Annotated in this window: 26 protein-coding genes; 15 read left to right on the top strand and 11 right to left on the bottom strand. The window is 66.7% G+C overall.

Features of this window, described 5'->3' with window-relative positions; all coding sequences use genetic code 11:
* Nucleotides 1-51: 51 nt before the first annotated feature.
* The 4 genes from Q9R30_RS09180 to Q9R30_RS09165 all read right to left on the bottom strand — a co-directional run bounded on the left by Q9R30_RS09180 (nt 52) and on the right by Q9R30_RS09165 (nt 4,705).
* Nucleotides 52-1,986 carry a hypothetical protein gene (locus tag Q9R30_RS09180; protein WP_311217404.1) on the bottom strand — a complete coding sequence of 645 codons (1,935 nt, stop codon included), beginning with the start codon at nt 1,984-1,986 and terminating at the stop codon, nt 52-54.
* Between the two features lie 252 nt (nt 1,987-2,238).
* Nucleotides 2,239-3,330: a DUF1524 domain-containing protein gene (locus tag Q9R30_RS09175; protein ID WP_311217403.1), complete on the bottom strand. Its 1,092-nt coding sequence runs from the start codon at nt 3,328-3,330 to the stop codon at nt 2,239-2,241.
* Between the two features lie 263 nt (nt 3,331-3,593).
* Nucleotides 3,594-3,971: a VOC family protein gene (locus Q9R30_RS09170; protein WP_104996996.1), complete on the bottom strand. Its 378-nt coding sequence runs from the start codon at nt 3,969-3,971 to the stop codon at nt 3,594-3,596.
* Between the two features lie 221 nt (nt 3,972-4,192).
* On the bottom strand, nt 4,193-4,705 hold the full coding sequence (locus Q9R30_RS09165) for a mycothiol transferase (protein ID WP_311217402.1): 513 nt from the start codon (nt 4,703-4,705) through the stop codon (nt 4,193-4,195).
* A 141-nt stretch (nt 4,706-4,846) separates the two neighbouring features.
* Between Q9R30_RS09165 and Q9R30_RS09160 the strand changes: the two genes are divergently transcribed.
* Entirely contained in the window at nt 4,847-6,031 is a 1,185-nt protein-coding gene (locus Q9R30_RS09160; RefSeq protein ID WP_311217401.1) for a metallophosphoesterase family protein, read from the top strand.
* Between the two features lie 3 nt (nt 6,032-6,034).
* Here Q9R30_RS09160 and Q9R30_RS09155 read toward each other — a convergent pair whose 3' ends face one another.
* On the bottom strand, nt 6,035-6,379 hold the full coding sequence (locus tag Q9R30_RS09155) for an iron chaperone (RefSeq protein WP_104996993.1): 345 nt from the start codon (nt 6,377-6,379) through the stop codon (nt 6,035-6,037).
* A gap of 172 nt (nt 6,380-6,551) precedes the next feature.
* Nucleotides 6,552-6,878 (bottom strand): hypothetical protein, encoded by a 327-nt coding sequence (locus Q9R30_RS09150; RefSeq protein ID WP_311217400.1) that lies wholly within the window; start codon nt 6,876-6,878, stop codon nt 6,552-6,554.
* Nucleotides 6,879-7,110: 232 nt separating this feature from the next.
* Between Q9R30_RS09150 and Q9R30_RS09145 the strand changes: the two genes are divergently transcribed.
* Nucleotides 7,111-7,566: a MarR family winged helix-turn-helix transcriptional regulator gene (locus tag Q9R30_RS09145; RefSeq protein WP_396136713.1), complete on the top strand. Its 456-nt coding sequence runs from the start codon at nt 7,111-7,113 to the stop codon at nt 7,564-7,566.
* Nucleotides 7,563-8,822, top strand: coding sequence for an MFS transporter (locus Q9R30_RS09140; protein WP_104996983.1), 1,260 nt, complete (start codon nt 7,563-7,565; stop codon nt 8,820-8,822). The genes Q9R30_RS09145 and Q9R30_RS09140 overlap by 4 nt, the downstream gene beginning before the upstream one ends.
* Before the next feature lie 91 nt (nt 8,823-8,913).
* On the opposite strand, the gene Q9R30_RS09135 is transcribed toward Q9R30_RS09140, so the two are convergent.
* From Q9R30_RS09135 to Q9R30_RS09125, 3 genes are all read right to left on the bottom strand, one after another.
* Nucleotides 8,914-9,846, bottom strand: coding sequence for a 2-hydroxyacid dehydrogenase (locus tag Q9R30_RS09135; RefSeq protein WP_311217399.1), 933 nt, complete (start codon nt 9,844-9,846; stop codon nt 8,914-8,916).
* Nucleotides 9,843-10,625 (bottom strand): DeoR/GlpR family DNA-binding transcription regulator, encoded by a 783-nt coding sequence (locus tag Q9R30_RS09130; protein ID WP_104996981.1) that lies wholly within the window; start codon nt 10,623-10,625, stop codon nt 9,843-9,845. Before Q9R30_RS09130 ends, Q9R30_RS09135 begins: the two co-directional genes overlap by 4 nt.
* 69 nt (nt 10,626-10,694) lie before the next feature.
* Nucleotides 10,695-11,837, bottom strand: coding sequence for a Gfo/Idh/MocA family oxidoreductase (locus Q9R30_RS09125; protein WP_311217398.1), 1,143 nt, complete (start codon nt 11,835-11,837; stop codon nt 10,695-10,697).
* Between the two features lie 141 nt (nt 11,838-11,978).
* Between Q9R30_RS09125 and Q9R30_RS09120 the strand changes: the two genes are divergently transcribed.
* From Q9R30_RS09120 to Q9R30_RS09065, 12 genes are all read left to right on the top strand, one after another.
* On the top strand, nt 11,979-12,893 hold the full coding sequence (locus Q9R30_RS09120) for a PfkB family carbohydrate kinase (RefSeq protein ID WP_104996979.1): 915 nt from the start codon (nt 11,979-11,981) through the stop codon (nt 12,891-12,893).
* A 28-nt stretch (nt 12,894-12,921) separates the two neighbouring features.
* Nucleotides 12,922-13,806, top strand: coding sequence for an aldolase (locus tag Q9R30_RS09115; protein ID WP_104996978.1), 885 nt, complete (start codon nt 12,922-12,924; stop codon nt 13,804-13,806).
* A gap of 90 nt (nt 13,807-13,896) precedes the next feature.
* A complete protein-coding gene (locus Q9R30_RS09110) occupies nt 13,897-15,183 on the top strand; it encodes an ABC transporter substrate-binding protein (protein ID WP_104996977.1) in 1,287 nt (428 codons plus the stop codon).
* Nucleotides 15,180-16,142 carry a sugar ABC transporter permease gene (locus tag Q9R30_RS09105; protein WP_311217397.1) on the top strand — a complete coding sequence of 321 codons (963 nt, stop codon included), beginning with the start codon at nt 15,180-15,182 and terminating at the stop codon, nt 16,140-16,142. The genes Q9R30_RS09110 and Q9R30_RS09105 overlap by 4 nt, the downstream gene beginning before the upstream one ends.
* 4 nt (nt 16,143-16,146) lie before the next feature.
* The gene (locus Q9R30_RS09100) at nt 16,147-16,962 is read left to right on the top strand and encodes a carbohydrate ABC transporter permease (RefSeq protein ID WP_311217396.1); all 816 of its coding nucleotides are present in this window, start codon (nt 16,147-16,149) and stop codon (nt 16,960-16,962) included.
* A gap of 79 nt (nt 16,963-17,041) precedes the next feature.
* Nucleotides 17,042-18,481, top strand: a complete 1,440-nt coding sequence (locus Q9R30_RS09095; RefSeq protein ID WP_311217395.1) for an NAD-dependent succinate-semialdehyde dehydrogenase — start codon at nt 17,042-17,044, stop codon at nt 18,479-18,481.
* Complete coding sequence (locus Q9R30_RS09090; protein ID WP_311217394.1) at nt 18,482-19,225, top strand: sulfite exporter TauE/SafE family protein; 744 nt, start codon at nt 18,482-18,484, stop codon at nt 19,223-19,225.
* A gap of 44 nt (nt 19,226-19,269) precedes the next feature.
* Complete coding sequence (locus Q9R30_RS09085; RefSeq protein WP_311217393.1) at nt 19,270-20,535, top strand: AGE family epimerase/isomerase; 1,266 nt, start codon at nt 19,270-19,272, stop codon at nt 20,533-20,535.
* A gap of 80 nt (nt 20,536-20,615) precedes the next feature.
* Nucleotides 20,616-20,813: a hypothetical protein gene (locus Q9R30_RS09080; RefSeq protein WP_311217392.1), complete on the top strand. Its 198-nt coding sequence runs from the start codon at nt 20,616-20,618 to the stop codon at nt 20,811-20,813.
* 174 nt (nt 20,814-20,987) lie between these two features.
* On the top strand, nt 20,988-22,262 hold the full coding sequence (locus Q9R30_RS09075; RefSeq protein WP_311217391.1) for an MFS transporter: 1,275 nt from the start codon (nt 20,988-20,990) through the stop codon (nt 22,260-22,262).
* 219 nt (nt 22,263-22,481) lie between these two features.
* Nucleotides 22,482-23,567 carry a glycerophosphodiester phosphodiesterase family protein gene (locus Q9R30_RS09070; protein WP_311217390.1) on the top strand — a complete coding sequence of 362 codons (1,086 nt, stop codon included), beginning with the start codon at nt 22,482-22,484 and terminating at the stop codon, nt 23,565-23,567.
* Between the two features lie 155 nt (nt 23,568-23,722).
* Entirely contained in the window at nt 23,723-24,934 is a 1,212-nt protein-coding gene (locus Q9R30_RS09065; RefSeq protein WP_104996966.1) for a mechanosensitive ion channel family protein, read from the top strand.
* Here Q9R30_RS09065 and Q9R30_RS09060 read toward each other — a convergent pair.
* Nucleotides 24,931-25,146 (bottom strand): hypothetical protein, encoded by a 216-nt coding sequence (locus Q9R30_RS09060; protein WP_311217389.1) that lies wholly within the window; start codon nt 25,144-25,146, stop codon nt 24,931-24,933. The two genes, Q9R30_RS09065 and Q9R30_RS09060, sit on opposite strands and share 4 nt — an antisense overlap.
* Before the next feature lie 28 nt (nt 25,147-25,174).
* Nucleotides 25,175-26,539, bottom strand: a complete 1,365-nt coding sequence (locus Q9R30_RS09055; RefSeq protein WP_311217388.1) for an MFS transporter — start codon at nt 26,537-26,539, stop codon at nt 25,175-25,177.
* Nucleotides 26,540-26,545: the final 6 nt, after the last annotated feature.

Here is a 26,545-nt window from a genome sequence, read left to right as displayed (position 1 = left end):
TAAAGACGGAGGGGGGCGCCCAGCCGCCCCCCTCCGTGTTTTGTTCCGGGTTTACGGATCCTTGAAAATCCAGAGGCCGCTGTCCCGGTCACTGCCCAGGACGTAGGTGGCTCCGTCCTCACCTACGAACGTCTCCACTCCCCAGAAGTCGTTCCCTGCCTCATCCAGGTAGCCGCCGACTTCCACCAGTTCGCACGTGGCGTTATCGGCCGGGTTGGTGCACTGGATCTGGACCGCCCGGAGGCCGCCGGAGTAGTACGAGAGGTAAGCCAGGGACGGGTCTTGCGGATCGACGGCCACCTCGTGAACGCTGAGGTCCCCGGAATTGAGCGCGTAGGCGGGATCATGTGCTTCCGGGATGGCGAACGTGTCCAACTCCTGCAGGGTGGCCGCGTCCAGGAGGTGGACGTAGCCCCAGCCGTCAAAGACGGACCCCACTTCAATGTCCGCCCCGATGGTGCCGACGGGAAGGGCTTCGGGGTAGGTCCACGGCGCATCCAGCGGTGCAAGGTCGAAGAGTCGGTGGAATGCCGCGTGGGTGGTGCAGACAGCAACGATCTCGTCCACGAAGGCGCCTGAACCGCAGAACGGCTCAGTCGTGGCAGCCTCACCCGTGTGGTGGTTGACGAAAAGCACGGCGTCCCAGCCCGCAAGGGCTGCCTGATGGGCCTTCTCCCCCGGGAAGCACGCACCCTCCGGGGCACTCGGGTCCCCGACCGGACCTCGTTGGAGCACCAGGGTGGTTTCCTCCCCGGGTGCCAGCGATTCCACGTATCCCGGCACGCTCTCCGGCGTGGGGACAGGCGCGGAGCCGGGGCAGGCGTAGCCGCCATACACCACAGGACCATTCAGGGTCAGGTCCGGCAGGACGGCAGGCGCCTGGCCCCCGGAAACCATCACCGAAGGGTAAGTGCCCGGGTGTGCTCCGCTGGTGATCTTGAAATCGTCCGTGCGGTAGGGTGCGAAATCCTCATCCGTGCTGATGATGAACCGGTTGTCGGCCGTAAACTCCGCCTGGTGCGCGTTGCCCTCAGGCGTAAGGGACACACCCAGGGATTCAAGCAGTTCAGGATCCACCGCCGCGAAGTCCGAGTCCCCGAGGAACACGGCGTTGGCGGGATCATCGACGTTCAGGAGAACGTAACCGCCGTCCCAGTACGAGAGCAGCATTATGAAATGGCCGTTGATTTCCTTGACCACCATGTCATGAAGGAAAGAATCGGTAAGCCCCAGTTCCGGCTGGTCTACCTTGAACGCATTCAGGTCATACTCCGCGACCAGGCGCGGCCGGTGCGGGTTGGTGATGTCGAGGATGTCCACATCCGTGACTTCCTCATTGTCGGTCATCACCACATAGGCGTTGGCCCCTGCATCCCAGGCAAAAACGCTGTGGATCTCGTTGGAATCCCGGCTTCCCGGCGCGCGGTCACCGAAGTTCTCGGACAGCTTCTTTGGGTTGAGGGGGTCCGTAACGTCGAAGAGCGACACGCCGCCCTTGCCGTTCTTCCCGCACGCTTCGTTGTTCACCACAAGGACTTCTCCGGTGAAGCTTGCGGTGCTGAGGGTGACGACCTGCAGGCCCTCACCCGGGCGTGAATCCTGGTGTGACGGGATGAATCCCACCTGTTTCGGTTCCGCTCCGGCCGCGCCCTGGTCCACGCCGGTGATGTCCACAATGTAGACGCCGGCATCCGGGCTGGTCTGCCCGCCCGTTTCCGGTCCCGCACAGTCAGGCTCGCCCCAGTTGGCGAGGTAGGCGGTGTTCCCATCTGGCGAGACACTCACATCGGCGATCAGGTCGGGAGTGTCTGTCAGGCGGACGACATCCAACAGATCAATCTTCCCGAACTCCCCGGTTCCGACGAGGTGCCCTTCGTCCATGCCGTGCTGGCCATCCGGGTGGGCGGTGGCGCCCGAGAGTCCGAGCGCTGATAGTGCCAGGGTACTTAGTGCTGCAAAAACAACCAATCTACTGCGTTGCGGCATGCTTTGCCTCCAGAAGAATTTTTCTTTAGCCCCCAATGGCGCTCAGCCTAGACCTCGAATTATTCCAGTGTCTAGGGATTTTCAGGTTTCATTCAGGTTCATCAATTATGGGACCGGAAAAGCAGCTTAGAGACGCCTCCTGTCAAGGCCGTTAGGGCGACGTCACAGGACACGCTGGCAGACGAAAGCCATGGATGCCTCCAAGAACGAAGGTATCCACGGCATTCAGCAAATTGAACTTACGCTTAGCGACTACTCGCAGGCAACGCCGTCGGAATCACGGTCCAGACCGGCACGGTAGCCCGCCTGCCCGGCGAAGAGCGGCGCGGCACCGGCAGCCCTGGCCGCGGCACAGTTGGCGAAGTAGGCGGCCGCAGGCGCCGGGACAACAGCGGGTGGGGCCGGCACCGCAGCCGGGGCCGGGGCCGGAGCAGCGGGAGCCGGCGCAACCGGGGCCGGCGCCACAGCAGGTGCGGGCGCCGGAGTGGCAGGTGCCTCCTGGTTTGTGGGCGCCAGCTGGCCCGGGCAGTCGGCCAGGATCCTGGCCATAGCGTCGTGCTCGGCCTTGGTTACCCACAGGCTGTAGGTAGCCTTCACTGAAATCTGCCGGGAGACGTACTCGCAGCGGAAGCCCTTGTTCGGCGGCAGCCAGGTGGCCGCGTCGCCGTCGCCCTTCTTCTGGTTGGTTGGCCCGTCCGTCGCCTGCAGGTTCAGCGGATCGTTGGCGAAGGCGGTCCGCTGTTCGGTGGTGAGCTGCTGCGCGCCCTTCTGCCACGCGTCGCTGAGCGCAACAACATGGTCGATCTGCACCTTGCTGCTGGTCCCGCTCCCCCGCAGGAAGCTGATGGTAGTGCCGGTGTACGGGTCCGCCAGCGTCCCCGACTGCACCTTGCAGGGCACGCTGTTGGTGTAGTTGATGCCCGTCATGTCCCGCTTGAGCATGTCATTGCGGGTGTCGCAGCCGTTACGGTCAACATCGAGCCACGCCTGCCCAAACAGCGCGCGGTCGTACCCCGTCTTGGGCGCACGGCCCTTGATGGGGAGGGTGGCCAGCAGGTCGATCGCCGTGGTGGCGAACGCGGGGTGCATCCTTGGAGCCGCCATAGCGGCGGCCTGCGGCACCAGGCTGGTGGTGTCGGGATCCAGCGGTGCGCCCGTTTCTTGGACGGACGACGGCGCCGGTGTTGCTCTGGCGGGTGCGCCCGCCAAAGCGGCGGCTGGCGAAGTTGTGGTTTCGGACGAGGCGGCCTTCAGGTCGGCGGGGCCCGCGCACCCGACGAGGACCGGAAGGACCAGCAGCGCGCTGATCCCAGCGACGGTGAAGGTAAAGGCGCGTGGCGGCAATGTTTCCCCATTAAATAAAGGCCCGGCAATAAGCCGGGCCTTTTGCCAAGCCAAAACTGATTATGGAAAGAACCTATTTCCCCGGACCGCAGATGACGCCGAAACTGGGGAGAACCTTTGGCAATTTTGATCAGGACTTGATTGTTCTTGCCGCATGGAGGATTCGGCGCTTAACAAGCGCTGCATCTTGAGGCCAGCCAGGTGGTGACCAGGCAGGGCTCAGCCCGCGCGGGCACCATGCCCGCGCGGGCTCGTGGCCCTTGTTATGCGCGCTGGGAGAGATTAAGGATATTTCCCTCGCTGTCCAGGAACCAGGCGGCCTTGCCCCAGCTGTCCGTGGCAATTCCGTTTTCTGTCTTCAGGCCGGGGAAGTCGTAGTCTTCGAACACCACGCCGCGGCCCCGCAGTTCCTCCATGTCGCGCTCGAGGCTGTCCGTTTCCCAGCCCATCTGCGTGTTCCTGGCCGTGCCCGCGTTATCTGTCTGGTACACAAGGAAGCTTGTTCCGTTGCCGCACCGGTACACCAAGTTGTCCTCCACGGTTTCGGAGGGCTCCAGCCCCAGCTTTTCCCGGTAAAAATCCTTGGCCCTGTTAATGTCCTTTGCGGGAAGGACAGCCATGACTGCTGAATCTTTGAGCATGGTGATTTCCTTTTGAGCATTCTTGTATTGGCGGCGGTTGCTCTCCCCCGGGCGCGGACCCGAACCACCAAGTCCGGGAACGCATGGCCGCCCGTCGCGCCAGTTTTCCGGGGCGGCCATCTGGGACTCTGCGTGCCCCGCCAGCCGTCATTGGCGCGAGGGTCCCCGAAGCCTATGTGGCCATTATGGAACCGAATTGTGCCCACGGAAATAGGGGATTGCTACTGCCCCTGCACCTGTTTCAGGCCCTTGGCGTATGCGGCCTGCCCCACGTGCTGGAGACAGTCTGCCAGGGTGCTCACCAGGCGCACGCCCAGCGTGACAGGCGGGTCCCACCGGGTATCCACGACGCGGTCCAGGTCCCGGTCCCCCAGGTCCTGCAGGAACTCCACGGTCCGCCGGTGGACGGCGTCGTAGTACTCCAGCAGCAGTTCCGGCTCAGCCTGCACCGAATCCACCTGCTCCGTGGAGTGGCCGTAGCCGGTGTCGCGGGGGTTCAGCGGGAGCCCGAAGCGGCCCACGAAGTCTTGCTCACTCCAGGCCTGTTCGCGGCCGGCGACGTCCGCCACCTGCGCGTCCTCCACGCGGCTGAGGTGCCAGATCAGCCAGGCAATCGAGTTGCCGGCGCCGCCCGGCCGCCAAGCAAGCGTCCCGCCGTCGAGCCCTTCAAGGGTGGCCTCCACGTGCTCGCGGATCCGGCCGAAGGCGTCCAGCAGCAGTTCGTTGGTTTTCACAGGTCCCTCCCGGTACGTGTCCGTTAAACGCTAGCTTCGCACGTGCCGTTCACCATGCGTTAGGCACCCCGATGCCCGGGCTTCCTACCCTCACAGGTGACGGCGGCCGGAACCCGGCGGCAACAATGCAGAGAGGCAGCGATGACCATCAAACTCAACCAGCCCAACTTCAGCAGGCGGGCGGCCCTGGCGGCAGCCGGAACCCTGGGTGCACTCGGCATGACGGTGGCGGCCGCAACCGGAGCCACCGCGGCACCGGGAACGAAGGCACCCAAGCCCGCCCTCGCGTTCCGCCCGGACGGCCGGTTCAAGGTAATCCAGTTCAACGACACCCAGGACGACGAGCAGACGGACCGCCGCACCATCGAACTCATGGACCGCACGCTGGATGCCGAAAAGCCTGACTTCGTGGTGATCAACGGGGACGTGATCAACGGCGGCTGCGACACTGAACTCGAGGTCAAGCAGGCCCTGAACCACGTGGTCCGGCCGATGGAAAGCCGGCAGATCCCGTGGGCCGTCACGTTCGGCAACCACGACGAGGACTCGGTGGCGAGGACCGGCATGACCGAGGCCCGGATGCTGCAATTCCTGCAGAGCTACGCGTTCAACGTCAACGGCGACTCCACGGATGGCCTCACCGGCACGTCCAACTCGCTGCTGCTGGTGCAGTCCTCGAAATCCAAGGACCCCGCCTTCGGCCTTTGGCTCATCGATACCGGCCGCTACGCCCCGGACACCATCAACGGCCAGGACTTCGAGGGCTACCCGGACTGGGACTGGGTCCGCATGGACCAGGTCACCTGGTACCGCAACCTCTCCATCGCCACCGAGCAGAAGTACGGCAGGAAGATTCCCTCCCTGATGTGGGGCCACATCGCCCTGCACGAACACCGCAGCATGTGGTTCGCCAGCATCGACTCCCGGACGGACGCGGACCACCAGCGGGCGGTGAAGAAGCACGGCATCGTTGGCGAGCGGAACGAGGACGAGTGCCCCGGCCCCTTCAACTCCGGGCTGTTCAACGCCTTTTTGGAACGCGGGGACGTCCGCGGCTACTTCGTGGGCCACGACCACGTCAACACCTACGTGGGCAACTACTACGGCGTGGAGCTCGGCTACGCCCCCGGGACGGGGTTCGGCGCCTACGGGCTGCCTGGCGCCGACCGGAACCGGCTCCGCGGCGCGCGCGTCTTCGAGCTGGATGAGAACCACGCGGGGATCTACAAGGAGACCCGCCTGGTGTTCGCCAAGGACCTGGGCATCGACCTGACCGCGAACGACCAGCCGATCACTCCGCTGCCCCTGGACGCGGCGCAGCTCTAGGCGCTACTTCCGGATCTCAGCCAGCCGCAGCCGGACCATCTCCTCCACCACTTCCTCGGGGACGGGATGGTCCGGCGTGAACCGGACAGTACCCTTGGACAGCGAGAAGCCCGCCAGCCTGGGCGCGACGGCGTCCACCACCTCGGGCGAGAACGGAAAGATGGACAGGTGCTTGGCAGCCGCCGCTACCCCGATGAGCGGCTTGCCGTCCACCTTCAACGCCGGCATCCCGTAGCTGCGCCCCTCTTCGGCCTCCGGGATCACGCGCCGCGCCGCCGCAATGACGCGCTGCAGGGAGCTGCGCTCCGGCTCGTCCAAGGCGGCAAGGGAATCGTCAACGTCACCCATGCGGCCATCCTAGCCCCGCAGGGATGGCCGACGGCGGGACGGCAGTTCCAGCGCCATGGCAGCTCCCTGCGCCGCGGCCTGGCGCAGTGGGGCCCGGCGCCGGTGCGCAGGAGCAGTCCGGGCGCACTGAACCCGGGCCCTGTTGCGCAGCCCCGTAGCGCCGGGCTTCCCGTTACGCCTTGGCGGCGCGGATGGCCTTCCGGACGGCTGCGCCCACAGCGGTGATGACCGGGACGAGGCACACCAGGGCAACCACGGTGTTCGGCCGGAACGCCACCTGACCGCCGATGTTCCGGTAGACGCCGAGCGGCAGCACCATCCCGCCACCGCCGCCCCCGGAGGCGCCGTCCTGCCCGGCCTCCCCGCCGCCGCCGAACCCGAAGGACACCAGCGCTACGGGAATGACCTCTTCCCCGCCCAACTTGACGGGCGCACCATAGGCCTTGGAAACTCCGACGTTCTTGAATGCTTCAATCAGGGACGAGAATGCATCAGCCATGGCCCCACCCTACGAGCGTTGCCCAGCCAGTAACAGACCTGCCAGGAGTTCAAGGATGTTCTCGCCGGTCAAGGACGGCCCCGGCCTGGTGGAGGCCACGGCACCGTGGCCGGAACCTGGCGCCCCGGCCGCATCAGGAATATCCGGACTACGTGCCGAAAAGAACACGTTAGCATACTTATTAGCAGGACTAATTAGCATTGCTAAGCATTTTCGGAGGCGCAACGCGGACGTGACCACAACCAAGAACAAGAGCACGGCCGGGCAGATCAGCCCGGACACCCTGGCCATCGACCTCCGAACCGCCGTGATGCGCACCTCGCGGCGGCTCCGCGTCGAGGCGACCGGCGACGTCATCACGCCGGGCCAGTACACGGTGCTGGCATTGCTCAACGGCAGCGGACCCAGCACCCTCCGCGAACTGGCCACAAGCGAGCACGTGCAAGCCCCGTCCATGACCCGGATCGTCAACGCCCTCGCCGAACTGGGCTTCGTCTCAAGGGCGGCAAACCCCGCCGACGGCCGTCAGGTCCACATCGACATCACCGATGCCGGCCGGGCCGTCCTTGAAGAGGCCCGGAACCAGCGGACCGCGTGGCTTGCGCAGCGCGTGGCCGGGCTGAGCGAGGAAGACCGGCTGGTCCTGAGCCGGGCCGCACACATCATGCAGGAGATGAGCGGCAGATGAGCGCCATGTTCCGCGCGTTGGAAGACCGCAACTACAGGATCTGGGCCGGCGGCGCGCTGGTGTCCAACATCGGGACCTGGATGCAGCGGGTGGCGCAGGACTGGCTGGTCCTGACCGTCCTCACCAACTACTCCGGCGCCGCCATCGGCATCACCACAGGCCTTCAGTTCCTCCCCATGCTGCTGCTTGGCCCGTACGGCGGAGTGCTGGCGGACCGCTACCGCAAGCGGGTAATCCTGCTGTGGACGCAGGTGGCCATGGGCGTGACCGGGCTGGCACTCGGGCTCCTGGTGGTGACCGGCACCGCCCAGCTCTGGCACGCCTATCTGGCCGCCCTCTGTCTTGGGATAGCCAGCGCCATCGATGCACCGTCGCGCCAGTCGTTTGTGTCCGAACTCGTGGGACAGGACAACATCTCCAACGCCGTTGCGCTGAACTCCGCCTCCTTCAACACAGCCCGGCTGACCGGCCCTGCCATTGCCGGGGTACTGATTGCCTGGGTTGGCACGGGACCGGTCTTCCTGCTGAACGCCGCCAGCTTCGCCGCCGTCATAGTTTCCCTCTTCCGGATCCGGACCGCAGAACCCGCCTCCGCTGCCCCGGCAACACGGAGCAAGCACCAGGTGGCGGAAGGCGTCCGCTATGTGCGCAACCGGCCGGACCTGGTGCTGACCATGGTCCTGGTGGGCATCCTTGGCGCGTTCGGAATGAACTTTCCCATCATCAACGCACTGATGGCCACCACTGAGTTCGGCGCCGGCCCGGGTGAATTCGGGCTTCTTGGTTCGATCATGGCCGTGGGCACGCTGGCCGGCGCGCTGCTTGCGGCACGCCGGGCGGGGCCGCGGCTACGGTTCCTGTTGGGCGGTGCACTGGGACTCGGTGCGTTCACCCTCCTGGGGAGCGTGTCGCCGTCGTTCTGGCTGTACGCAGCCGTCCTGATCCCCATCGGGCTGGCGTCCATCACGTTCCTGAACAGCTGCAACACGAGCATCCAACTCTCCGTGGAACCGCAGTTCCGCGGCCGCGTGCTGGCGCTCTACCTGGCGGTCCTCCAGGGCGGTACCGCCCTGGGCGCGCCCCTGATGGGCTGGATCGGCTCAGAGTTCGGCGCGCGCTGGTCAGTGGCTTCCGGCGGCGTCATCGTGCTGCTGGCTTCAGTCGCCGGCGTGATCATAGCCAGCCGGAGGAGCAGCCTGGGTTTCCGGGACCACCTGCGGATGGTGTTCCGCAGGAAGCGCCAGCCTGCCCTGTAAGCCTTATTCAAGCAACACGGGGTCACTTTTGGCCCAATAATGGTCAATTATTGGGCTGGGAGTGACCCCGCGTTGCAGTAGGCCGCGGAACCTAGCTCCGGGACGAGCCGCCCAGCACCACATTGACCGGCTCCTTGCCGTCGAGCATCAGGCCGATCTGCTGCCTGATCAGCCGGACCATCCGCGGGAACATCGCCGAGCTTGCGCCGCCGACGTGCGGGGTAATCAGCACGCCGGGCGAGGTCCACAGGGGATGGTCAGCGGGCAGCGGCTCGGGGTCCGTCACGTCCAGCGCGGCACGCAAACGGCCCGACGACGTCTCCGCCAGCAGCGCATCCGTGTCCGCCACCGGCCCGCGGGCCACGTTCACCAGCAGCGCCGCGTCAGGCATTGCGGCCAGGAACTTTGCGTCCACCAGCTGCTTTGTCTGCTCGCTGAGGGGCACGCTGACCACCACGATGTCGTGCAGGGGCAGCTGCTCATAAAGCGAGTCGATCCCGAGGATCCTCCCGCCGGCGTCCTCGCGTTCGCGGCTCGCCATCCGGGTCACCTGCGTTTCAAAGGGCAGGAGCCGGGCTTCGATGGCCTTGCCCACTCCCCCGTAGCCCACCAGCAGCACCCGGCGGTCTGCCAGGCTGGGCCGTTGGCTGTTGTCCCAGGTCCCGGTGGCCTGGTTGCGTGCAAAATCGGCCATGCCGCGCTGGCTGGCAATCATCATGCCCAGGGCAAGTTCCGCCGTCGACGTCTCATGCACCCCTGCCGCGTTGGCGAAAAGGCAACCGGCGGGCAGGACATCCGCCACGCCGTCGTACCCAATGGACTGGCTCTGGATCAGGCCGATCTCAACGGACTCCAGCGCAGCCAGTACCTCCGGCCCGCGCATGTACGGCGGCACCACGATGTCCAAACGCTCTGCGGGGGCAGGGCCGGAAAAGTCCCATACGAAGAATTCGACGCCGGCAGCCGGCTCAAGCGCGTCCACCAGTTTCTGGTCGGGCAGGGAAACCCGCAGCGGCGCGGTCATGCCGCCACCACGAGCTTGACGTTCGCCGCACGCAGCGCTGATTCGATTTCCCGAGGCGGGGGCGCGTCCGTCACCAGTACATCCGCGGCGTCGAAGGCCGCCAGCCGGGCCAGCGCGTACCGCAGCATCTTCTGGTGGGTTGCCACCACTACCACCTGTTCCGCAGAGTTCATGAGTGCGATCTTAGTGGCGCGCTCCACGTCACGCTCAATGTAAAACGCCTCATCATGGATTCCGCTGACGCCAATGAACGCGGTCCTGGCGCGCAGCCCGGCCGCGGCACTGACAGTCATGGGACCGTTGAACGCCTGGCTGTCCAGCAGCAGTTCCCCGCCGAGGCAGATGGTCCGTGCCGAGGTCAGCTGCAGGCACCGCTGGATGGCCGGGGCCGAGTGGGTAATAATTGTCCCCTTGAAGGCGGCGGGCAGTTCCTGCGCGATCTGGTACGTGGTGGTGCCGGCGTCCAGGATGATCGCGTCCCGCTCCCCGATCATGGATACGCAGGCGCGGGCCACGCGAAGCTTGGCTTCGGCATCCTCGCGGACCCGGGCAGCGAAGTCCGCGTTCTGGCCCTGCCCATGGATGGCGCTCACGCCGCCGTGCACCACCCGGACCAGGCCCAGTTTGGACAGTACCCGCGTGTCCCGGCGCACTGTCATGTCCGAAACCGCGAAAGTCTCGGCCAGATCGGTGGTGGAAATGAACCCCCGCCGGCCCAGCTCGTCCAAAATGGTGCGCTGGCGGGGCGTCAGCGGCGCCTCCTCGCGTGCGATGCTCATGACCCTTCTTCCTGCCCCACCCGCCGGACCCCGGCCCGCCGCAGTGTTGCTATTCCAACACCAACTTACCTAGTGATGTACCCCGGCACCGGCATTCGTAAGCTCGACGGGGCGTCCTTCCGCGATTGAACGTTCGGCCGCGAGGCCCATCCGGACCGATTGCAGCCCGTCCGCAACCGTTACTTCCACCGGCCCCTCGCCCAGGATCGCCTTCCGGTACCCAAGGTGCTCGTAGTAGGTGGAGCCGTGGTGCGCGCCCGCAGCAAGCACTGCCTCATCCACCGGGACCTCGTGCTTCTCCGGGCCCAGCGGCGAGCGCGGGCTGAACTCCACGGTGGCTTCCGCCTCATCGCCGGGAATCCAGTGGTTGGCTGCCACCGGGATGAGCGTCTCAATCTTGGCGGCATCCCCCACGATCGAGATCCGCTCCTGGAATTTGGACCCCTCGGCGAACATGGACAGCTCCAGCATGGCGCGGCGGCCACCCTTGAAGTCCACGATCACGTACGCGTTGTCGATCATGTCAGAGACGCGGCCGTCGTAGACCTCGTCCATGTGGTTCACGTCGTGGCCGCCGCTGGCATAGACCCGGACGGGCTCATCCTGCAGGATCAGCCGCATCAGGTCGAAGAAGTGGCAGCACTTCTCCACCAGGGTTCCGCCGGTCCGCTCCGCGAAGCGGTTCCAGGCGTCCACCTTGTGCAGGAAAGGGAAGCGGTGCTCCACGATGGAGAGCATGTAGATGTTGCCGAGCTTGCCGTTATGCGCAGCCTGGATGACTTCCTGCACCGGCGGCATGTAGCGGTACTCCATCGCCACCCACACCGGTGCCGGGTATCCGGCGGCCAGACCCTCCAGTTCGTCGGCCTGCTCGGCGGTGGTGCACACCGGCTTCTCCACAAGCACCGGGAGGTTCGTGCCGCTGGCAAAAATGTCTTTCAGGATGCCGAGGTGCGTGTCATTGGGGCTGGCGATGACCAGCGCGTCCACCAGACCGGAGGCCAGCAGTTCCTGGTGGGAGGGAAAGGTCTCCACCCCGTAGCCGATCTCCGCAACGGTCTCCTCCAGGGATGAGGGCTGGGGATCTGATACTGCGGTGATGCGGCTTCCGGGGATCAAGGCGAGGTTTCGGACGTGTTCGCGGGCCATGTGGCCGGCCCCGATGAGGCCGTATCGGATAGTCCGGACCGGTTCCGCAGAAGGCAATGACATGTGCTGCTCCGTTTCTCTACGTTGAGTTTTGGGGGACCGTGGCGTTGCATCCCAAACAGAACTATACCGAAAGTGTTGTTATTCCAACATAGCGTGTGTATATTTCTTCAGTATCAGCCCGGAACTACAACGAGGTGGAACGTGCCCCAACCGTCAACTGGAACCCTGCTCTTCGTAGGCTGCGCCACGCTTGACTCCATCGCCTTGGTGGAGGACTACCCCGCTGCGGACAGCCGCACCGTAGCCACGGACTTCGCGACGGCGGGCGGCGGCCCGGCCGCAACCGCGGCAGTGGCAGCCGCCCGCGCCGGAGCCAACACAGCTTTCGCAGGTGTCCTCGGCACCGACGAGGAAGGCGACCGCATCGTCGCCGGCCTGCAGGCCGAAGGCGTGGACACCTCCGCCGTGATCCGCGATCCCAACGTCAAAACGGGGGCCAGCGTGATCGTGGTCAGCAAGGTTTCCGAAAGCCGGGCCATCGTCACCCGTCCGGTGCCGCCGGTCAGCTTTCCCGCCGGCAGCCGCTTCCATGAACTGGTGGAATCGGCAGCCTGGGTCCACGTGGACCACTTGGGCTGGAACGCCGTCGCCTCCGGCGCACGCCGTGACCGTGGCACCCCAAGAATCAGCGTGGATGCCGGCAACCCCATTCCGTCCTTCAATCCCAAGGGCGTCGCGCTGTACGTCCCCACCATCGAGCGGCTGCGCGCGGAGTACGGCGAGCACCTCTCCCCCGCGGCGCTCCTTCAAAAGGCGGTCGACGACGGCGCCTCCGCCGTCGTTGCCACCGCCGGCTCCGAAGGCGCCTGGGTCAAGGACGGCAACGGCGACCCGGTCCACGTGCCTGCAACCCCCGCCAATATCGTCTCCACCCTGGGCGCCGGCGACGTGTACCACGGCGCCCTTCTGGCCGCCGTCGCCGCCGGGCTGCCGCTGGTGGAGGCTGCAGCCTTTGCCGGGCGCACCGCCTCCGCGTCCTGCCAGGGACTGGACGGCCGCTCCGCCATCCCGCACCAGACCATCAACCCTGTCCTCGCCTCCAAACTGCCCGCCTAACCAAACGCCCAGCTGAAAGAAGCAGCCCATGAGCCCCACAGACCTCTCACCCCTCCAGCGCCCGTCAGGCGCCTTCGCGATGCTCGCCGTGGACCAGCGCGAAGCCATGCGCAACATGTTCGCGGAACACACCGACCAGCCCGTCACGGACCAGGACCTCCAGGACTTCAAGCTCCAGGCCGCCAGAATCCTCACCCCCTACGCCTCGGGCGTCCTGATCGACCGGCAGTTCGCCCTCGACCAGGCCATCGAGGACAACGTGGTGGACCCCGGCTGCGGGCTGATCGCCTCGGCGGACCACTTCGAATCCGCACACGGCGAACTGGTGGGCGAGGTAACCATTGACCGCCTGGTGGACCCGCACAAGTACAAGGCCCTGGGCGTGAAGGCCCTCAAGCTCCTGGTCCTCTACCGCCCGGATGAGCCCGCCGAGGGCCGGGTGGAAATGGTCCGCGAATTCGTGGAACGGTGCCAGTCCGCCGGTCTCATCAGCATCATCGAGCCCGTCTCCCGCAAGCCGCTGGCCGGCGGAGACTTTGACTGGAACGCCGGGATCCTGGCGGCCGCCAAGGAGCTGGGCAGCCTGGGTGCGGACCTGTACAAGGCAGAAGTCCCCTTCCACGGCCAGGCCTCCGAAGCAGAGGTCCGTGCCGCGTGCGCCGACCTGACCAACGCCATCGACGGCCCCTGGGTGGTGCTCTCCTCCGGCGTCCCCGAGGACGTCTTCCCGGAGGCGGTCCGGTGGGCCTGCCTGGAAGGTGCCAGCGGCTTCCTCTCCGGACGCGCTGTGTGGGCGTCCTGCATCGGCGCGCCCGACGTCGTCGAATCCCTGTCCACTGACGCCGTCCGGCGGCTGCAGCGCCTCTGCGCCGTGGTGGACGACGTCGTCACCGCCCAAAGGACCAACGCATAAGCACCCGGGGAGCCAAAGCGTCGTGACCGTGGCAACCCTTTCCGCAGTCAAGTAAACAAGGCACAGCAAACACTCAACGAGGAGACTATTGTGAGTCAGATTTCACGCAGGCAGGCCATCGCAGTTCTCGGAGCCCTGGGCTTCGGCGCCACGGCGGCAGCATGTGCCGGGCCGGGCGGTTCCACCGCACCCGGCGGCGCCACCGGCCCTGCCGCGCCCTCCACCGGAGCCGTCACCGGCAAGGTGTCCTTCGCCCACTGGCGCGGCGAGGACAAGGCGGTGTTCGACGAACTGATCACGCGCTTCGCCGCCATGCACGACGGCGTGGAGGTTGCCCAGGACATTTCCACGTCCAACGACTACAACGCCCAGGCTCTCCAGAAACTGCGCGGCGGCTCCATCGGTGACGCCTTTGCCACGTTCCGCGGCGCCCAGTTCAAGAACTTCACCGAAGCCGGCATCTACGCGGAACTGAAGGGCAGCAAGGCTGTTTCGAACTACCAGGAAGGCCTGCTCTCCGCAGGCAAGTCAGGGGAGAGCCAACTGGGCCTTCCCTACCAGGTGGTGTTCCCCATGCCCATGGCCAACGTGGACCTCTTCGACAAAGCCGGCGCCGAGCTTGCACCCAAGGACTGGGATTCCTTCCTGGCCATGTGCGACAAACTGGCCTCGGCCGGCGTCATTCCCATCTCCTGGCCGGGCGGCGATGTTGGAAACGGCGGCCAGCTGTTCAACTGCATGATTGCCAACAACGCCCCCGTGGACGACATGTGCGCCCAGATCGAGCAGGGCAAGCTGAAGGTCACGGACGACTGGTTCATCAAGATGCTCAACCAGTACAAGGACCTGGTCCCGTACCTGCAGCCCAACGCCACGGGCACCGCCGTGGAGCCGGCCCAGAACCTGTTCTCGCAGGGGAAGGCCGCCATGCTGGCCACCGGCTCCTACCACATCGCCGCAGTCCGTGGCCTGGGCGCCCAGTTCCCCATTGAACTGGTGTTCCCGAACACCTCGGATGGCAACGGCAAGTACGAGGGCGTCTACAACGCCACGTTCATCCTGGGCGTGAACTCTGCCAGCAAGAACCAGGCCGCGGCGGCCGCCTGGATCGACTTCCTGTCCGAGCCGGAGAACGCCGGCTACTACGCCAACAAGACGGCCCAGCACGTGTCCGTGAACAATGTGGACTACACCAACCCCGACCTCAAGCGGTTGAGCCCGTGGCTGGAAAAGAAGACGGCGCTGGCGGCGCGGTTCCAGTTCCAGAACCTCGATGTCCGCAACGCCGTGGAAGCCAGCGCCACCGCCGTCATCTCCGGCACCAGCCCGGAGCAGGCAGCGGCGGCCGCCCAGAAGATTGTTGACGAACGGCTATGAGCATCCATCCCGGGACGGCGCCCACGCGGAAGGCGCCGGACAACCACACGGAACCTGACGACGCGAAGAAGCGCCGCCGCTCGCCCACGCGGGTGAATCCGGCACTATACCTGTTCCCGCTTCCCGCGGTGGCCGTCATTGCTTTCTTCCTGGTGATGCCCACGCTGCAGGCCTTCCAGTACGCCATCACGGACTGGAACGGCTTCTCGGCAGCGTTCAACTACGTGGGCCTGGACAACTTCATCCGGGCCTTCACCAAGGACTCGCTGTTCACCAACGCGCTGACCAACAACCTGAAGTTCGTGCTGCTGGTGGTGATCGCGCAGACGCTGTTCTCGCTGATCCTGGCGCTGCTGCTGACGAAGAATTCGCGGGGAAGCGTCCTGCTCCGCGCCCTGTTCTTCTTCCCCACCATCCTGTCCTCGGTGTCGGTGGCCTTCATCTGGAAGTTCATCTACGACCCCAACTTCGGCCTGGCCAACTCGGTCCTGGGCGGCGTTGGCCTGGAGTCGCTCCAGAGCTCCTACCTCGGCAACGACGCCCAGGCCCTGTACTGGGTGGCCGTGACCCAGGTGTGGTTCCACGCCGGGCAGATGATGGTGGTCTACATTGCCGGCCTGCAGGCCATCCCGCGGGAGCTGTACGAGGCAGCGGAAATGGACGGCGCCAACAAGTGGCAGCAGTTCAAGTCCATCACCTGGCCGTTCGTGGCCCCGGCAACGTCCATTGTGGTGGCCTACACCACCGTGCAGTCGTTCAAGGCCTTCGACCTGATCCTGGGCATCGCGGGCAACCCGCCCAAGCAGTCCCTGGACATCCTCTCCACCCGGATCTACAGCACCTTTGCCAACTCGGAGTTCGGCTACGCAGCCGCCCAGTCAATCATCTTCATGGCGATGATCGCCCTGGTCACCTGGCTGCAGCGCCGCCTGCTCCGCCTCACCCCGAAGGGGGAATGACAGCATGTTCGCGTCAATAACCCGCCGCGGAATCCTCGCGATCTACGCGGTCATCATCATCGTTCCGCTGACCGTGGTGGGGTTCGGCAGCTTCAAGTCCACCCAGGAACTGTTTGCCGGGCCGTTCAGCCTGCCGCAGTCCGTCTCCCCCGCCAACTATGCGGAAGTGATCGGCGGCCAGGACCTGGGCTCGTCCTTCATGAACAGCGTGATTGTCACGGCCATTTCCGTGCCGCTCACCCTGTTCCTGGCCAGCCTGGCCGGCTACGCCGTCTCCCGGCTCCGCGGTTTCATGTCCTGGGCCATCTTCGGCTTCCTCGTCCTGGGCATGGCCATTCCCGCGCAGGCCAACATGGTGCCGCTCTACGTCCTCTTCGGGCGGCTGGGTCTGCTCGACAACCTTACGGGCCTGGTGGTGGCGAACCTGGTGTCCACCCTGCCCATTGCCGTCTTCATCCTGGGCGGGTTCATGCGGACCCTGCCCAAGGAACTCTACGAGGCATCCTCGATCGACGGCACGGGCCCCTGGCGGACCTACGTCTCGATCGCCCTGCCGCTGTCCGCCCCGTCCATCGCCGCGGCCGCCATCTTCCTGTTCGTGATCCACTGGAACGAACTGCTGTACCCGCTGCTGTTCATCCAGTCACCCGGCAACCGCACCCTGCCGCTGGCACTGCTCAGCTTCCAGGGCGAGTTCCAGACCAACTACCCGCTGCTGTTCGCCGGCGTCATCATGGCCTCCCTTCCCGTGGTGGTGGCCTACGTCTTCCTGCAGCGCTACTTCGTGGCCGGCATCACCGCAGGCGCCAGCAAGGGATGAGCGTCACGACGACGACGGCGGCCAGCCGCGCCCGCCCCGCCGCAATGGACCCCTTCCAGCCCAATGAAAGGCATCATTCGTGAACCTCAAGTCAGCCCAACACCTCGTCAACGGCACCTGGCACACCGCCGGAACCGCCAAGGACGTGACTGACCCCGGCAACGGCAGCACCGTGGGCGAGGTGGCCTGGGGCACCGGCAAGGATGCCACCAAGGCCGCCGACGCCGCGGCGGAGGCCTTCAGTTCCTGGTCGCGCACCACCGTCCGGAACCGGGCGGATCTGCTCCGCAACGCCGCCGACCTCCTGGCCGAACGCCGCGACGAACTTGCCCACACCCTGGCGCTTGAAGCGGGCAAACGGCTCCCTGAAGCGCAGGGCGAAGTGGACTTCTCCGTGGAATACTTCCGCTGGTTCGCCGAGGAAGCGCGCCGCGCCACCGGCACCGTGAGCCCGCCCGAACTGCAGGGCCGCCGCCACCTGAGCCTCCGCAAACCCATCGGCGTGGCCCTCAGCCTCACGCCCTGGAACTTCCCGGTCTCCATCCAGGCCCGGAAGCTCGCCGCGATGCTGGCTGCCGGCTGCACCGTGGTGGGCAGGGTGTCCGAGAAGGCCCCGCTGGCTGCCACCGGGCTGTTCGAAGTCCTGCACGACGCCGGGTTCCCCGCCGGCGTTGTCAACCTGGTCCACGGCCCCTCCCGCGAGGTCACCGCTGCCCTGATGTCCCACCCCGCGGTCAGGGCCGTCAGCTTCACCGGCTCCACGGGCGTGGGCCGGCAGATCATGGCCTCCGCCTCCGAACGGGTGGTCCGGCCGCTGCTGGAGCTGGGCGGCAACGCGCCCTTCATAGTCTTCGAGGACGCCGACCTGGATGCCGCCGTCGAGGGTGCCGTCCTGGGCCGGCTCCGCAACACCGGGCAGTCCTGCGTGGCCGCCAACCGGTTCCTTGTCCAGGAGAGCATCGCCGAGGAGTTCGCCGCCAGGCTGGCCGCGCGCTTTGACGCGATGAGCATCGGCCACGGCGTTCCCGACGGCGGCGGCCAGGTTCCGGACCTCGGTCCCATGATCGACGCCGACCGGGTCACCGCGGTCCAGGCCCTGGTGGACGACGCCCTGGACCGCGGCGCCCGCCGCGTCACCCAACGCACCGATGTTCCCGGCAACGGCTCCTTCCTGGCCCCCACCCTGTTGGCCGACGTCCCGGACGACGCACCCCTGGTGACGCAGGAAGTGTTTGGCCCGGCGGCCGGCGTCGTAACCTTCTCCTCGGAGGAGGAAGCCATCCGGAAGGCCAACGCCACGGAAATGGGACTGGCCGCCTACGTCTGGAGCGGAAGCCCCAGGCGCGGCTGGGACATCCCGGAGCAGCTTGAAGCCGGCATCGTGGGCGTCAACGATCCCCTCCCGTCCGTTGCTTTCGCCCCCATGGGCGGCGCCAAGCAGTCAGGCCTGGGCCGGGAAGGATCAAGCCTGGGCCTCGAAGAGTTCGAGGAGGTCCAGTACGTGGCCTGGAGGCCCTAGGTGCTGACCACCGGGCTGGTGCTGGGCGCCGTGGTGCTGGGTGCCGGGATGCAGCGCATCACCGGGATGGGTTTCGCCCTGGTGGCTGCACCCTTCCTTGTCCTGCTCCTGGGCCCGGTGGAAGGTGTGGTGCTGGTGAACATGTGCGGTGCCGTGACCGCGGGGGCCATCATCTTCCGCGTGGTGCGGGACATTGACTGGAAACGGTACGTTCTGCTCACGGCCTCGGCCCTGCTCGGGATCATCCCCGCGGCCTTCCTGATCCGCCTCGTTCCACCGGCGGTGCTGGAGATCGGCATCGGGGTGATCCTCGCCGTCGGACTGACTGTCCTGCTGGCCCTCAAGTCCGTCACCCTTCCGGCACGGCGGCGCTACCTCTTCACGGCCGGCGGCCTGAGCGGGTTCATGAACACAGCCGCCGGCGTGGGTGGACCGGCGGTCAGCATGTACTCCATCGCCACCCGGTGGCAGCACAAGTCCTTCGCAGCCACCATGCAGCCGTACTTCTTTACCATCGGGGCGTTCTCGCTCATCTCCAAGTCCCTGACCGCGCCGGCCGCGTTTCCCGCGCTTCCGTGGGGAATGTGGACGGCCGTGGGCGTGGCCTGCCTGGCCGGGCTGGTGCTCGGTGACGTCGCCGCAAAGTTCGTCCCTGCCCGCGCCGCGCAGATACTGCTGATTATCCTGGCCTACCTGGGCGCGGCCGCCACCATCATCCGCGGCGTGTTCGACGCCGTCGGATGACCCCAACAACTTCGCTTGCACCCGTAACAAAGAAAGGAACTAACATGACGTGGCTGAACAGCGCCGCCCACGCACGATGGCTCGAGGCGGAAACCGACCGACTGGTCAATTTCGCCTCAGCTTCCAAGGTCCCCACGGGGTTCGGCTGGCTCGACAACTACGGCAAGGTGTTCGCCGATAAGCCGACCCATCTGTGGATCACCGCCCGGATGACGCACAGTTTCGCTGTCGCCGCGCTGATGGGACGCCCCGGTGCCGCAACACTCGTGGACCACGGGATCGCGGCGCTCAACGGAGTCCTCCACGATAAGGAGTTCGGCGGCTGGTACGCCGAGGTCGACGAAAACGGGCCGGTGAACGACACGAAGTCCGGCTACCAGCACTCCTTTGTGCTCCTCGCTGCTGCCAGTGCCGTTGCGGCCGGGCGACCGGGGGCCCGAGAACTGCTCGACGAAGCGCTGCGGATAGCCGACACGAAGTTCTGGGACCACCAGGCCAACATGTGCTTCGACTCCTGGAACCGGGAATTTACGGAAACCGAGGCATACCGGGGCGGAAACGCCAGCATGCACTCCGTGGAGGCGTACCTCATCGTCGCCGACGTGACCGGGGAGAACCGCTGGCTCGAACGGGCCCTGCACATCGCCGAGGTGCTCATCCACAAATTTGCGCGCAACAACAACTACCGGGTGTTCGAGCACTTCGACCCGGAGTGGAAGCCCATGCCGGAGTACAACACCGATGACCGGGCCAGCCAGTTCCGTGCCTATGGCGGTACCCCCGGCCACTGGGTTGAGTGGGCGCGCCTGCTCCTCCACCTCCGCGCCGGACTCGAAACCCGCGGCCTGGAGGTCCCGGCCTGGCTGCTGGAAGACGCACGGGGCTTGTTCGATGCCGCCATCCGCGATGCCTGGGAGCCGGACGGCCATCCGGGATTTGTCTACACCGTGGACTGGGAAGGCAAGCCCGTTGTCACCACCCGCATCCGCTGGGTGCCCGCAGAGGCAATCGGCGGCGCGGCAGCCCTCTACATCGCCACCGGTGAGAAGAAGTATGCGGACTGGTACGAGCGGATCTGGGACCACGCCCGCGACTGGTTCATCGACTACGAGCACGGATCCTGGAAGCAGGAACTCGACGAGGACGGCAACGTCACCTCGACCGTGTGGTCCGGCAAGGCGGACATCTATCACCTGTGGCACTGCCTGGTGGTGCCCCGCCTGCCGCTGGCTCCCGGTCTGGCTCCGGCAGTTGCGGCAGGCCTGCTGGACGCACGGCTCAACGGCACCATGCAAGGCGCGAGCCTGTGATCCACTGATTCCGCACCAGGTTCCCTGCCCGCGCTGCCTCCCCCACGCCGGCGGCCGATATCCCCCATGAAAGGACAACCATGCCTGCCATCTCCTCCGAAGAAACAGTCCTGCGCATCACCGCCGCTGATGATGCGGAAACCCTGAACCTGCGCGTCGATGCCGGCGCCCCGGCGTTGATACGTATCGACGTGCAGGGCACCTGCACCTGCACCTGCCAGGGCGGCAAGTCCGTGCGGCCGGGCTCCTACACGGACACCGACTTCGGCACCCGGTAGCCGTTACAGCCGGCGCAGCCGGTTGGCGAAATGCGCCCTGACAAGCACTGCAACATAGCTGCGCAAGGCATCTGCTTGTACAGGAGCGCCGGCGCGATCCTGTAAATTTAAGGGAGGAATTGTCCGGCCAGCGAGCCACGTTCCACCCCTCCCCCTTGAATGGATCGTTCCCCCATGTCTTCCGCCATTCCCGCGCCGGAACCTGCCCGCTTCCCGTATGCCGCGATGGTGGTTCTGGCCACTATCGCCTTCACCGCCATCACCACCGAACTCCTGCCGTCCGGGCTGCTGCCGCAGATCAGCGCTGGCCTGAACGTGTCCGAGCCGGTGGCGGGCTACTTGGCCGCGGCCTATGCCGCCGTCATTGTGGTCACGGTGGTCCCGGCCGCCCGGCTGCTGGGAAAGATTCCCCGGCATGCGCTGCTGGTGGGGCTCGTCCTGACGTTCGCCGCCAGCAACGCCATGGTGGGACTCGCGCCGGACTTCACCGCTGCGATGGTCGCCCGGCTGGTGGGCGGCCTGGCGCACGGCCTGCTCTGGACCACCATGGCCCCGTTTGTCGCAAGGGTGGTCCCGGCGGACAAGGTGGGCAAGGCCCTGGCCATTGTCTTCAGCGGCAACAGCCTGGGCCTGGCCATCGGCGCGCCGGTGGGCACCGCGCTGGGCGGCTTCCTTGGTTGGCGCTCGGCGTTCCTGGTGCTGGCAGGGTTCGGACTGGTCCTGACAGTGCTGGCGTTTTTCCTGCTGCCGCGGGTCCAGCGCATTTCCGACGCCGTGCGTCCTTCACTGCGCAAGGCGATCGCCCAGCCCGGGGTAAAGTCGGTGGCCATCGCCTGGCCGCTGCTGGTCCTGGCCCACTTCGCGCTGTTCACCTACATCGCGCCGTTCATCCGCGAGGCGGGCTTCCCCGACTACGCCATCAGCCTCTCCCTCACCGTCCTGGGCGGTTCGGGGCTGCTGGGCATCTGGATCGCGGGCCTCACCGTGGACTCCCGGCCCCGGCGTTCCCTGCTGATGACGACGGCGGCGATCGCCCTTTCCATGTTCTTCCTCCCCCTTGCGGTGGGCAACTTCGCCGTGGCCCTGGTCCTCATGACGGTCTGGGGTGCGGGACTCGGCGCGATAGGCATCTACAACCAGTCCGCCATCCTGCGTGCCGGAGGGGAGTTCCAGGAAGCCGCGAACGGCCTCACGGTGCTCACCATCCAGCTCGGCATCACGGTGGGCGCCCTGTACGGCTCCGCGGCACTTGTGGTGGGCGGACCGCTGTTGGTCCCCGTAGCCGCGGCGCTGCCGGTGGTGGCGGCCTGGATCATCACCCTTGCCGGAAAGAAGCACGCGTATCCGCCCGGACGGCGGGAGCGGGTGTGGCTCGAGCCGAGGCCCGTCCGTTCGGAGGACGTTCGTGTGGCGGAAACCAGTGCACCGCCGTCGCGCCCCCGTCCCTAATCCCCATCGATTGCTCCGTACCGGCCGTTTTCACCGCTCATAACGGCATCTGCGGAGCAATCGATGACCGGCGGACCCTGCGCTGAGAACCGCAGGACAAACAGGGCACCCGGCGTTAACCCCGGCGCCAACTCCCCGCACCCGGCGCGCAACCTGCCCCTCCTAGCGTTGACGGGTCACCGGCGAACCGCCGGAACCGTCACCTGGAGGAACCTTCACATGTGCAAAGTCCTGACGTCAGCGGCAGCCGCCGCCCTCATCGCCGCCGCGTTCGCCTCGGCGGGTCCCGCCGTCGCCGCCCCGGAGTTCAACGCCGGCACGCCGTCGTCGAACGCGGCCGCAGCGGCGCCGCAGGCAACAACAGCCCTGAAGGTGAACGAGCGCAACGGCTCCTTCGACCTGCAGTCGCACCGCGGCGGCCGCGGCGAATGGACCGAGGAGTCCCTGGCCGCGTTCACGAACTCCCTGGCTCTGGGTGTGACCACCTTGGAGCTGGACACCCACCTGACCGAGGACGGCAAGGTCATCGTGTGGCACGACGACACCATCCAGGCCGCCAAGTGCATCGACACCGCCCCCGCCGCCGCCGGCGACCCCGAGTTCCCCTACGTGGGCGACCGCGTGGCCGAGCTGTCCCTGGCACAGGTCAAAACGCTCAACTGCGGCTATGCGCAGCTGCCGGGCTACCCTGAGCAGGATGTGATCGAGGGCAACCGGATTGCCGAGCTCAAGGATGTCTACCAGCTGGTCCGCGATGCAGGCGCCGAGAAGGTCCGCTTCAACGTGGAAACCAAGGTGGAGAGCAGCCAGATCGGCGGCGCGGGCATGGAATCCCTTACCCGCGCCGTGGTGGCCGAAATCCAGGCCTCCGCCATGGCGGACCGCACCACCCTGCAGTCCTTCGACTGGTCCTCCCTCAACCTCACCCAGGAAATCGCGCCCGAACTGACCCTGGTTGCGCTCTCCAGCGGCGACACCTGGATGGGCGTGGGCCAGCCCGGGGCCAGCCGCAACTTGGGCGGCATCGACATCGACGACTACGACGGCTCCCTCGCCAAGGCGGCAGCCGCCCAGGGGTATGACGTCATCTCCCCCACGTTCCGCTCCGTCACCCCCACGATGATCGCCGAAGCCCACGGGCTGGGCCTGCCCGTGATCCCCTGGACCGTGAACACCACGGCTGACATGGAGCGCCTGATGGACCTGGGCGTGGACGGCATCATCACCGACTACCCCACCCGCCTGCGCACCCTCATGGCGGAGCGCGGCCTGAAGCTGCCCAAGGCCTACTCGCTGCAGGGCTAAATTCCGCGGAAGGCCCGACGGCGGCTGCCGGACGTCCGCGGAGGAGTCCGGCAGCCGCCGTCGTGCTTTTGCACCACGCCGGGGCGGAGGCGGATTTCGGCCCCGGGCGCGACGTTGGTAGAGGTTAAAGGATGCAAGACCTACTTAATCCCGCCATGCCCTTCATTGCCGTCACCCTGGCGGTGGCCGCAGGCCTGGTCCTGTCCTGGCTGCTGCGCAGGCTCGTCCTGCGCCTCAACCGCAAGCGTCCGGAACTGCAGGCCACGTCCCGGGTTGCCCGCCAGCCGCTGCGCATGGCCCTGTGCCTGATCGGCGTCCGCACCGCGCTGGGACTCACGGCAGCCGGCGAAAGCTGGCACGGCGCCGTCGACCACCTGCTGCTCATATCCCTCATCGGCTCCCTCGCCTGGCTGGCCGTGGCCGTACTGCTGATCGTCGAGGCGGTGGTGCTGGGCCGGTACAGCGTGGACGTTGCGGACAACCGGCGCGCGCGGCGGCTCCGCACCCAGATGATCCTGGCCCGGCGGATCGGGGTGGCGCTGGTGGTGGTGCTCGCCGCCGGCTCGGTGATGCTGACCTTCCCGGCCATCCAGGCCCTCGGCGCCGGGCTGCTGGCCTCCGCCGGCGTGATCTCGATCGTGGCAGGCCTGGCCGCCCAGACCTCCCTGGTGAACGTCTTCGCCGGCATGCAGCTGGCCTTCACGGACGCCATCCGCGTGGACGACGTTGTAGTGGTGCAGAAGGAGTGGGGCCGGATCGAGGAAATCACCCTCACCTACGTGGTGGTCCACATCTGGGACGACCGCCGCCTGATCCTACCGTCCACCTACTTCACCACCACCCCGTTCGAGAACTGGACCCGGCGCCAGTCCGAGGTCATGGGCACCGTGGAGTTCGACCTCGACTGGCGCGCCCCCGTGGAGGACATGCGCGCCGAGCTGCGGTCCGTCCTCGCCGGCACTGACCTGTGGGACGAGCGTGTGGGCATCCTGCAGATCACCGACGCCACTGGCGGCTTCGTCCGGGTGCGCATCCTGGTCAGCGCCGCGGACAGCGCCGCGCTCTTCGACCTGCGCTGCCTCATCCGCGAGGCCATGGTGAGCTTCCTGCAGCAGGGCCATCCGGAAGCGCTCCCCCAGCAGCGCTGGACCGAGGCAGCGTCCGACGGCGGCACCTCCGCCGGCCGCCAGCAGCCGTTGCGGGGGCTGGGTACGTCCAGCCGGGACGGCGCCCGGCCGGCCGCGGATCCGCACGAGTCACAGCTGTTCACCGGCTCGATCGAGGCTGTGCAGCGCTCGCGTGCCTTCACCGGCCCCGGCGAGGATGTCTTCCAGGACCGGGACCAGACCCTGGCATCACGGAACTAGGAAAGTGGACGCCGGTTCCTGCCGTCCCATCCCCGCTGCCGCAGGTGGCGGGATGCCACCAGGGACGCACCCATGAACAGCACACCAGCTACCACCGTGGCGACGCCCACGTAGAACCAGGCATCCCGGGCGAAGATCATCAGCGCTGCGCCCACGGTGCACAGGCCTTTCGCGGTGATGTCCAGGTACAGCTGCGCCTTTGGAGAAGCCATGTCTCCACGATAAACCCGGCAACAGGGACTACTGGTGCGCCCGCTGCCGCCACAGCAGGCTCACCGCGAACGTCACCGCGCACAGGACCAGCATCGCGAGGACCATCCGGGACCAACTTTCCTGGTCCACGCCACCGCCCGCGAAGACGCCGATCATCACCGTGGCGGTGATGGCGCCCACGTACCGGCAGGTCTGGTAGATGCCGGCCGCAACGCCGCGCTCCTGCGGCCCGATCGAAACGAACATGCCCTGGTTGGTGGCGATGCCCACCGTTCCGTAGGGGACACCCATCAGGGCAGTCAGCACCACCACCAGCGGGATCACCAGGGTGCCGGTCAGCAGCCACATCAGGGCGGCCGCCACGGTGAGGAGGACGACGCCGGCAATCAACACCCGCCGCACGCCGAACCTTCCCATCGCCCGGACCGCCCAGGGCGTGGCCAGGACGGACATGCCCGCCAGCGGCAGCATCAGGAGGCCAACAACGCCGGGATCGTAGCCGCCGGCTTCCTGCAGGAGCTGGGGAAGGCCGAAAAAGACAAAGTAGTACACGCTGCTGAACACCGCGAAGGCCAGGTAGATCAGCATCAGGGGTTTGTTGCGTCCCAGCAGCCGCAGGTCAAGGAACGGGCGGTTGAAGCGCAGCTCGCGCCAGGCGAACAGGGCTGCAATGACCGTTCCGGCGGCCAGCATCCACCAGCGGTAGGCGGGAAAGACGTTCAGTGCGGCCATCATCACCAGCAGCAGGGCGGCCACGAATCCCAGGATCCCGGGGATGTCCGAGTCGCGCAGCAACTGCGCGACGCTGCCGCGCTCCCGGGCCTCGTCTCTGGGTGCCGCCTGCCGGACGATCAACAGTGCGGCCAGCGCCAGCGGGACGTTGACCAGGAACAAAGCCTCCCAGCCCACAAGGCTGACCAGCAGTCCACCAACAACGGGGCCCACCGCAGCGGCCGAGGTGTTCGCCATCTGAAGCCTGCCAAGAGGACGCGCCGGCTCCATGTTGGCACGGTGTGCAATGGCCCCCACCATCACCACAGCACTGGGGTACGCGGTGGCCGTACCGAGCGCCATCACCGCACGGGCCAGGCAGAGCAGGGCGAAGTTCGGGGCCAACGGTGCCAGCGCACACGTCACCGCGACCAAAGCCATGCCGAGCATGAACATGCGCCGCGGGCCGAACCTGTCGGCCAGCCTGCCCATCACGGGCTGGCCTGCTGCCGACGCGAGGTAGAAGGACGTGACCACCCAGGTGACGGCAGCGACGTCGAGCCCGAAGTCCGCGCGGAGCACCACCAGGGCAACGGCGATCATGGACGAATTGAGGGGATTCAGCGCCGTGCCCAGGCTGAGGCCGGCGACGGCCAGGGCAGTCCGGGGTTTGTTGCTCACGGAAAC

The organism is Arthrobacter sp. AB6 (assembly GCF_031844545.1).
Lineage (GTDB): Bacteria > Actinomycetota > Actinomycetes > Actinomycetales > Micrococcaceae > Arthrobacter.
This window is presented reverse-complemented; position numbering and strand designations above follow the sequence as displayed.